At 39.5% G+C, this 988-nt stretch carries 1 protein-coding gene and 1 pseudogene; one reads left to right on the top strand and one right to left on the bottom strand.

Going from position 1 to position 988, the window contains the following annotated elements; genetic code table 11:
* The first annotated feature begins 187 nt into the window (after positions 1–187).
* A complete protein-coding gene (locus AC805_RS14195; RefSeq protein WP_055076023.1) occupies positions 188–856 on the top strand; it encodes an EcsC family protein in 669 nt (222 codons plus the stop codon).
* On the opposite strand, the pseudogene AC805_RS27390 reads toward AC805_RS14195, so the two are convergent.
* Positions 843–988 (bottom strand): annotated as a pseudogene (locus AC805_RS27390) (ISNCY family transposase); the annotation flags it as partial. The gene AC805_RS14195 and the pseudogene AC805_RS27390 sit on opposite strands and share 14 nt — an antisense overlap.

The raw sequence follows: 988 nt of genomic DNA, 5'->3' as shown, positions 1-988 counted from the left end.
TATAGATAATTCAAATAAAAACTACAGCTTCGACTTCGCTCAGCTAGCTTACACCGAGGGCTGAGCGAAGTCGAAGCCCGTCTACAAGTTATTTAAAACAACTATATCTTGTTCGTGATTTGGGGAAGAATGAAATTTAGGAGTGCAAATAAAGTATTCTCAAATAAACTAACACACTGAAAAATTCATGACTCAGGATTCTTCAAATTACGATAACAGCAATCTGACACAAACAACTCTTGAATGGATTGCCAATGTTGGAATTAATGGTATGGGAATTCTGCCTTCTGCAAAGCAGGTGGCAGAAGACCATTTTAACAAGTCAGCTAGTATTGATGATGCCATTGACTCGATTATTGCTTGGAGTACAACCTACGCTGCTGGGACAGGCTTTATTACTGGTCTAGGTGGTATTGCTGCAATGCCCATTACCATCCCCGCAGGTTTAGCTGCGTCCTATGCACTTGGAGCAAATACCGCCGCCGCAATTGCATGTCTTCGTGGATATGATATTCGTTCTGAACAAGTAAGAACAATGATTCTGCTATGTCTGATTGGCGAAGCAGGCGAAGGGATTCTCAAAAACGCAGGAATTGCAATTGGAGCAAAACTAACTCAAAAACTGATCAAACAGATACCTGGTAAGGTTTTGATTGAAATTAATAAAAAGATTGGTTTCCGATTAATTACTAAGGCTGGTGAAAAAGGAGTGATCAATCTTATGAAATTAGTGCCACTCGTTGGAGGTATTGTTGGGGGATCATTTGACGGGATATTTGTTAATACCTGTGGAAAAACTGCTGCTAAGAGAGTATTTCATCAGCAATTCTCATTATGGAAATTTAACTACTGTTAGGTGGGAGATCTAGGTCTAAGCCAAGAATCATAAAAGTCAGAAGATGATCCCAACTATCAAAAACAAGATACCGAGTTAAGGCTCGTAAATCATTAAAAAAGGTTTTGCGGGTAGGCAAATGAGAGGGCAATA

Origin of the sequence: Pseudanabaena sp. 'Roaring Creek', from assembly GCF_001402795.1 — a bacterium.
GTDB lineage: Bacteria > Cyanobacteriota > Cyanobacteriia > Pseudanabaenales > Pseudanabaenaceae > Pseudanabaena.
The sequence above is the reverse complement of the archived record's forward strand: the minus strand, read 5'-3'. Positions and strand labels throughout refer to the sequence as shown.

Bases quoted from the DNA above. Each gene is read 5' to 3' on its own strand.
- AC805_RS14195 (WP_055076023.1), top strand. From the start codon at position 188: ATGACTCAGGATTCTTCAAATTACGATAACAGCAATCTGACACAAACA.